The sequence below is a fragment of the Nocardioides sp. zg-1230 genome (assembly GCF_013155335.1).
Classification (GTDB): Bacteria; Actinomycetota; Actinomycetes; order Propionibacteriales; family Nocardioidaceae; genus Nocardioides.
This window is the reverse complement of record NZ_JABJQZ010000001.1, coordinates 1,652,835-1,658,834: the sequence shown is the minus strand read 5'-3', so window position 1 is coordinate 1,658,834 and position 6,000 is coordinate 1,652,835. Positions and strand designations below refer to the sequence as shown.

Annotated in this window: 7 protein-coding genes; 4 read left to right on the top strand and 3 right to left on the bottom strand. The window is 67.2% G+C overall.

Annotated elements, in window-relative coordinates:
• Nucleotides 1-187, top strand: a 187-nt coding sequence (locus HOO61_RS23695) for a hypothetical protein (protein ID WP_216658581.1), incomplete at its 5' end; no start/stop codon positions are given.
• On the opposite strand, the gene HOO61_RS08060 is transcribed toward HOO61_RS23695, so the two are convergent.
• Nucleotides 188-952, bottom strand: a complete 765-nt coding sequence (locus HOO61_RS08060; protein WP_216658580.1) for an arginase family protein — start codon at nucleotides 950-952, stop codon at nucleotides 188-190. It lies immediately after the preceding gene.
• A 265-nt stretch (nucleotides 953-1,217) separates the two neighbouring features.
• Here HOO61_RS08060 and HOO61_RS08055 point away from each other — a divergent pair, with 265 nt between their 5' ends.
• Complete coding sequence (locus tag HOO61_RS08055; protein WP_172258055.1) at nucleotides 1,218-1,643, top strand: Lrp/AsnC family transcriptional regulator; 426 nt, start codon at nucleotides 1,218-1,220, stop codon at nucleotides 1,641-1,643.
• A 17-nt stretch (nucleotides 1,644-1,660) separates the two neighbouring features.
• On the opposite strand, the gene HOO61_RS08050 is transcribed toward HOO61_RS08055, so the two are convergent.
• Nucleotides 1,661-2,275, bottom strand: a complete 615-nt coding sequence (locus tag HOO61_RS08050) for a dihydrofolate reductase family protein (RefSeq protein ID WP_172258054.1) — start codon at nucleotides 2,273-2,275, stop codon at nucleotides 1,661-1,663.
• A 308-nt stretch (nucleotides 2,276-2,583) separates the two neighbouring features.
• On the opposite strand from HOO61_RS08050, the gene HOO61_RS08045 reads away from it, so the two are divergent.
• Together HOO61_RS08045 and HOO61_RS08040 are read left to right on the top strand one after the other, a co-directional pair.
• Nucleotides 2,584-3,216 (top strand): transcriptional regulator, encoded by a 633-nt coding sequence (locus HOO61_RS08045; protein WP_172258053.1) that lies wholly within the window; start codon nucleotides 2,584-2,586, stop codon nucleotides 3,214-3,216.
• Nucleotides 3,217-3,494: 278 nt separating this feature from the next.
• Nucleotides 3,495-3,920 (top strand): hypothetical protein, encoded by a 426-nt coding sequence (locus HOO61_RS08040; RefSeq protein ID WP_172258052.1) that lies wholly within the window; start codon nucleotides 3,495-3,497, stop codon nucleotides 3,918-3,920.
• 415 nt (nucleotides 3,921-4,335) lie between these two features.
• Here HOO61_RS08040 and HOO61_RS08035 read toward each other — a convergent pair whose 3' ends face one another.
• The gene (locus HOO61_RS08035) at nucleotides 4,336-5,028 is read right to left on the bottom strand and encodes a GAF and ANTAR domain-containing protein (RefSeq protein ID WP_172258051.1); all 693 of its coding nucleotides are present in this window, start codon (nucleotides 5,026-5,028) and stop codon (nucleotides 4,336-4,338) included.
• Nucleotides 5,029-6,000 lie beyond the last annotated feature (972 nt).

The following is a 6,000-nucleotide window of genomic DNA, read 5'->3' as shown; positions in this document are numbered from 1 at the left end:
CATTGCGCCGCGTACCGTCCGGGGCGCGACATTGCGCCGCGTACCGTCCGGGGCGCGACATTGCGCCGCGTACCGTCCGGGGCGCGACATTGCGCCGCGTACCGTCCGGGGCGCGACATTGCGCCGCCTGTCGGCGCACCTCAAGTATCCGGCCATGGCGATGTGCGAGTGGTTCTGGGGACGTTGATCAGGCGGGACCGGTGGTGTGCAGTAGCGGTGCGAGGGCGTCGAGCAGGGCGTTGACGTGTCTGGGCGGGGTTGTGTCGTTGTCGGTGCTTTCGAGCTCGCCTACCTCGAGTCCGACGACCTCGGACTCGGCGAGTACCGCGGCGGCGGCGTGGAGGTCGTCAAGGCTCAGGCCGTTGGGCACGAGGTAGTCGGTGGGGACGGTGCCCGGGTCGAGGACGTCGCAGTCGATGTGTACGTAGACGGGGCGTCCGTTGAGGGCCGTGCGGAGGTCGTCGGCGATTGAGGGGCCGACCTGGGCGAGCGTGATGGTTCCGGCGTCGATGAGTTCCTGCTCGGGGGGGTCGAGGTCGCGGGCTCCGACGAGGATGACGTTCTCGGTGCGCAGGCCGCTGCCGAGGCCGGAGTTCCACAGGCCGAGGGGTCCGCTGAGGGCGAGGCCGCCCAAGTAGCCGGTGCTGGTGGTGTCGGGGGTGTTGAGGTCGGCGTGGGCGTCGAACCAGACGATGACGGCGTCGGGGCGGTGTGCGGTGACGACGGGGAGGGTGGCGAGCGCGACTGCGCACCTGCTGGAGGCGGTGAGGGGGATGAGCCCGGCGTTGAATACCCGGTCGAGTTCGGCGGCCATGGCCTTGAGGGTGGGGGTGGCGGCGTCCAGTTCTTCCTTCCATCCGACCGACAGCGCGGGTTTGGGGGTGCCGACGGTGGTGGCCTTGATGCCGAGCCGCGTCGACAGCGCGTCCGCCAGCTCGCGGGAGCCGATCATGGCGAGGTCGTTGTGGTCACCGGCCCGGCCCGCGAAGTGGGTGAGGGCTGTGCACCGGGCAGGTCCGCGGGCGTGCGCGCCCGTTTCGGCGGAGGGACGGGTGGACGGGGTGGCGGCCGGGGCACACATCGGGTCTCCTGGGAAGGGCGGGGGCTTGATAGACGTCCACGACGGTAGGAGTGCGCGATGTGGGGACGCAACGGCCACAACGTCGACGTTGTGCGCGCTCGCGCGGCATTCTGGGCGGCACGCGTAGGCTGATTGCGTGTTGGACGACCTGGACCATCGCCTCATCGCTGTCCTGCGTGCCAACAGCCGAACCCCGGTGGCTGTGCTGTCCAGAGAACTGGGCGTCAACCGCTCCACCGTGACTGCACGCATTGACCGGCTCGTGCACTCCGGGGTCATCGAGGGTTTCACGCTTCGCCTGAGCAACGACGTGGACCGTGATGTCGTGCGAGGGGTCACCACCGTGGTCACCGCTCCGAACCAGGGTCAGAGCGTGGTGCGAGAGATCCGTGGCTACCCCGAAGTCGAACGCCTCCACTCGACTACTGGCGCGTGGGACCTGGTGGTCCAGCTGCGATGCCGCAGCCTGTCGGAGTTCGATGTCGTCCTCGAACGTATCCGCGCCTTGCCCGGCGTCCGCGACACCCAGACCAGCCTGTTGTTCAACTCCCTCACGGTTTAGCAAGACGGGTCCTGCTCTCATGCTCTTTCGGCGACGGGAGAGGGTTGATAGACGAGCACTACGTTGCTGGAGCCGTCGAAACGACGCACCCCGGCCAGCTTCAGGTCCGTCGGTGTCTCGAGGTAGCGCTTGCCGCCGCCGAGCCACCGCGCGCCGATCATGAGGTGGAGCTCGTCGACGAGCCCGAGCCTGAGCAGCCCGTTGACCATCGAACGGCTACCGAAGATCACGCACTCACCCTCCCGCTCGGCGAGGACATGGGCGATGCTGCTGCGGGGCACGACGGTCGTGCGCGTGCGCCACGCTGAGTCCTGCTCGAGGAGCAGGTTGTCGGAGACGACAAGGACATCGACCTCGTCGTAGCGCCGGCTGATGCCCCTGCAGTCGTCGCTGAGCGCCTGCGCGAGGAAGGGGTTGGCGTCAGCGGGCGCCGGGGGTTGATGCTGCACATCGGGCCAGTAGGCGCCGAAGAAGCCGTACGACGTCGCGCCGAGCAGGACGGTGTCAGCTGACATGATCCGCTCGAGGTTGTAGGCGTCGAACGCGGCGTCCATGGGCAGGTCCATCACACCCCGTGGGCCCTCGGAGAACCCGTCAAGGGAGACGATGGATGAGGCGATGACACGGGCCACGGTGGGCTCCTCTCGTGTGCGGGCTGAGTGCCCGCGGTGGGTGGTCTCACACCGGGGACGGAGCCGAATCGAACTTCTCGACACGAAGTGTGCGGAACCCAAGGCCCCGGATCTGTCGCCTTCCGCACGGTCGTCAGGGTGACCCATTCCGCCGCTTGTCGGGGACGGCGGGGCATGCGTTGTCCGGCTGCCCATGAGTGGTCGTCGCTGCGCGGCGAAGGCGCCGCCCACTTGAGCGGTGCTTACCGTGTACTGGCGCAGAGGGCTGTGGGCACCATCGGCCTTGATGTCAGTGTCAGGATGTGCCGGTGCCGCACGTCTCCGACCCAGCAACGCTGACGCTGCACGCAGTGCGGATCCTTGGTTTCGCCGACACGGGCCGCGTCGCACGAAGGTTCCAACTCGACCGCGAGACGGTAGAAATAACCCTCGAGGACTTCCGGGCATCCGGTTGGGTCACACGATCCGAGTTCGGCGGAACGACAGGATGGTCCCTGACCGATCAGGGACGACGCCAGAACGAGGACCGGACAGCGGCCGAGCTCAATGCCGCCGGGCTTCTCACCGTGGCTGCGGTGCATCGCGAATTCGTGCCCCTCAACTCCCAGTTCCAGAACGCCGTCACGAAGTGGCAGCTGCGCCCTTTGGGAGGCAACGCCATGGTGGCAAACGACCACACCGACTTCCGCTGGGACGAACGGGTGCTGAGGACGTTGCAGTCCATCGGTCGACGGCTGGTTCCACTGGAGGAGGAACTGACCGGACAGCTGTCGCGTTTCGAGGGTTACTCCAAGCGCTATGACACCGCCACTGCCCGCGCCTGGGCCGGGCGACGCGAGTGGGTTGACGGTGTTGGCATCGACTCCTGCCACGTCGTGTGGATGGAGCTCCACGAGGACCTCTTGGCGACCCTCGGGCTGCAGCGTGGCCCTGACAACTGACGCCGTTTCGTCCTGCATCCGTGGAAACGTGGTGCCACATTCCGCCGCCTGACGGCTCCCGGATGCCTGTCGGCGGAGGTGAGTGCTCACTCGCGGCAATCATCAAGCTCGTCAACCTGGCGCGGCAGATCGCCGAAACCGGCGACCTGCCACAGGCGCCCGACCGTCGGCCCCCGTCCGGCCGCTTCATAGCCCAGGCTCGTTGACCAGCGGCGACCACGGCGCGACACTCGCAGAGACGGCTCCCTGGTGGGCCCGATGCTCGGGAGGGGACGCACATGCTCATGAGACTGCTGACTGGACCGGTTCTCCTGTCCTTCATCGCTGGGTTGCTGCTGGTTGCCCCAGCACCGGCGCAGGCCGGGATAGCTCGGTGCGAGGTGAGGGCGTTCGAGCCTCGCCGCGTCACCCCGACGGACCCCGACGCCGGCATCGAGGGGACGCTGACGTGCGACCCCGACGCGCTCCCGAGCAGGTTCACCAACACGGTCTGCCTGCAGGTGAAGAAGGGGGACCGATTCGTCGACGCGGGCTGCTGCCGGGTCATCGAGGTTCGCGTCTCTACGAGGCCATGGAACATGTGCGCCGAAGGCTGGCCGCTGCTGGCTGGAACGCACAAGTACCGAACCCGCGCACGCGCCGTCCGCCTCTCCACCGGTTCGGCAGAGACCGACTATTCCCCGAGCAGGACGTTCACGAAGTAGCTGCACCGTTGGTCAGCGTTGTGCAACTCATCACCGCGCGTGGCCTTGTGCAGCGTGAAACGAAGCCGGTCACGCTGGGACGCACCGACATGTCGCATCTCGCGCGACATTGCGCCGCGTACCGTCCGGGGCGCGACATTGCGCCGCGTACCGTCCGGGGCGCGACATTGCGCCGCGTACCGTCCGGGGCGCGACATTGCGCCGCTTGTCGGGACATCCGGCTCTTTGAGAGCGGGTGACAGGTGAGAACACCAGTCGGCTGCAGCTCGGTGACGACCCGCCCGCCGGCGGATCCGCCGCTCGGCAATGGGTACAGAGGATCCAAGTCGTTCTGCAGTCATGGTTGTCGTACGGCCAGGGCCGGGTGGTCAAGAAAAGTGGGTACCCGGTCCCCTTTCGGGTGCAGGCCCCAGGTTCAGTCGATGGTGGGGAGCGCGCGGGTGCGGGCGATGTCGCTCGCGACAGCCACCAGCTTCTGGTTGGTCTGGCTGGAGATCCGCCGCAGGTAGTCGAATGCCTGATCGGCATTGACGTCAAGTCGCTCCATCAGGATCCCCTCGGCCCGGCCGATGACCAGACGGCTGATGATCGCCATCCCGAGCTGATCGATCTCTCGTTCGGCAGACATCGAGATGGCCAGGTGCCCGGCCAGGGCCTGGGCGACGGCGACGTCGTCGACGTCGAACCGGTGGCCACCCACGGCGTAGAGGCTCAGTGCGCCGTAGGAGTGGTCATCTGCAAAGACGAGCAGCGACATCATCGAGGTGGCGCCGAACTCGTGGTGGACCCTGGGCGCCCACTCCGGCCACCGCTCTTCGGTCGCGAGGTCGACGACGATCATGGTGTCCTGGTCCTTGCGGACGCTCAGGCACGGGCCTTCGCCCAGCTCGTGCTGCAGCTCGTTGGCGCGGCGAACGAAGTCGTCAGTGCTTACCCGCGTGAGCAGGCCGCCCTTCTCGTTGATGGTGATACCGGCGTGGTCGCACCTGGCGACCAGGCTCACGGCCGCGCCCACGGCAAGCCCCAGACGCGCGTCCTCATCGGGCGCCGACCGCAATGCTCTGGCCAGTTGCCCGAACTCACTCATCCGCTGATTCGCTTCACTCACTGGGTCAGTATGGGCTGACACGCAGCACGTGGGTGTGCCCATTGTTCGAGCAATCGTGAGGAAGCACGGCTACCGCCACGAGCGCGCGTCACTTCGCCGCGTTGCGCTCGCGGCGGGGGGGGGGGGGGGGGGGGGGGGGGGGGGGGGGGGCGCCAAATAACCCCCAGGGCCCCCGCCACGTGGGTTAAGCGCCCCCCCCCCCCCCCCCCCCCCGCCCCCCCCCCCCCCCCCCCCCCCCCCCCCCCATCGGTGTGCGGCTCGCTATTCGCCCGTCGGTCCCGTCCATCTGGTGAGCTTGGGAGCTCGAGCTGCGTCGTAGTACTCATAACCATCAGGCAAGAACGTGTAGGCCGCGACCTTCATGTTCCCTGCGTAGTAGGTCGACGGATCGGCCGTTCCCACCGTTGCGTCGCAACGACGGTCGTAATGGAGCGTTGCGGCTGTTGAACTCCACTTCACGATTGCCTGTGGGCACCAGAACTTGGGTTCGCCCTCGAACAGGTGCCGAGCCTCCAAGCGCGTCTTCCCGCTACGAGTCCGCCACGCGGTGAACTTCACGGTGCTACCGAGAACCCAGCGCACTGTCGTCTCTCGCGAAAGCCCATTGATCTGGACTTGCAGTGACACCTTTCCGTCGTGCCTGCCTCCATGGCGCTGGTCAATACGGACGGCACGAATATCGGCTCCGTCCACCGAGTCCTGCGGATCAACCGACTTTGTCACGTCCGCGTGTGCTGGCGCTGCGAGCAGCAAGCTGCTTACGACTAGCGCCCACGCGGACAGAGACCTTGCGTTGATGCTCACGTCTCATGAAAACACGACACCCCACGCGCAGTACGCCAAACAAAGCTAGTGACTCGCCCTGCGCATTGAAGGTGCGTCAAACCGCCGCTTGTCCGCGCGGGCCAAACAGCCGACGCAGCCCGGTCTGCATGGACCGGCAAGTCAGGGCGCTCAGCGCCGGTCGCATTC

Excerpts from the sequence above, each read along its gene's own strand:
- HOO61_RS08060 (WP_216658580.1), bottom strand. The coding sequence starts at position 952 with ATGATCGGCTCCCGCGAGCTGGCGGACGCGCTGTCGACGCGGCTCGGC.
- HOO61_RS08040 (WP_172258052.1), top strand. The coding sequence starts at position 3,495 with ATGCTCATGAGACTGCTGACTGGACCGGTTCTCCTGTCCTTCATCGCT.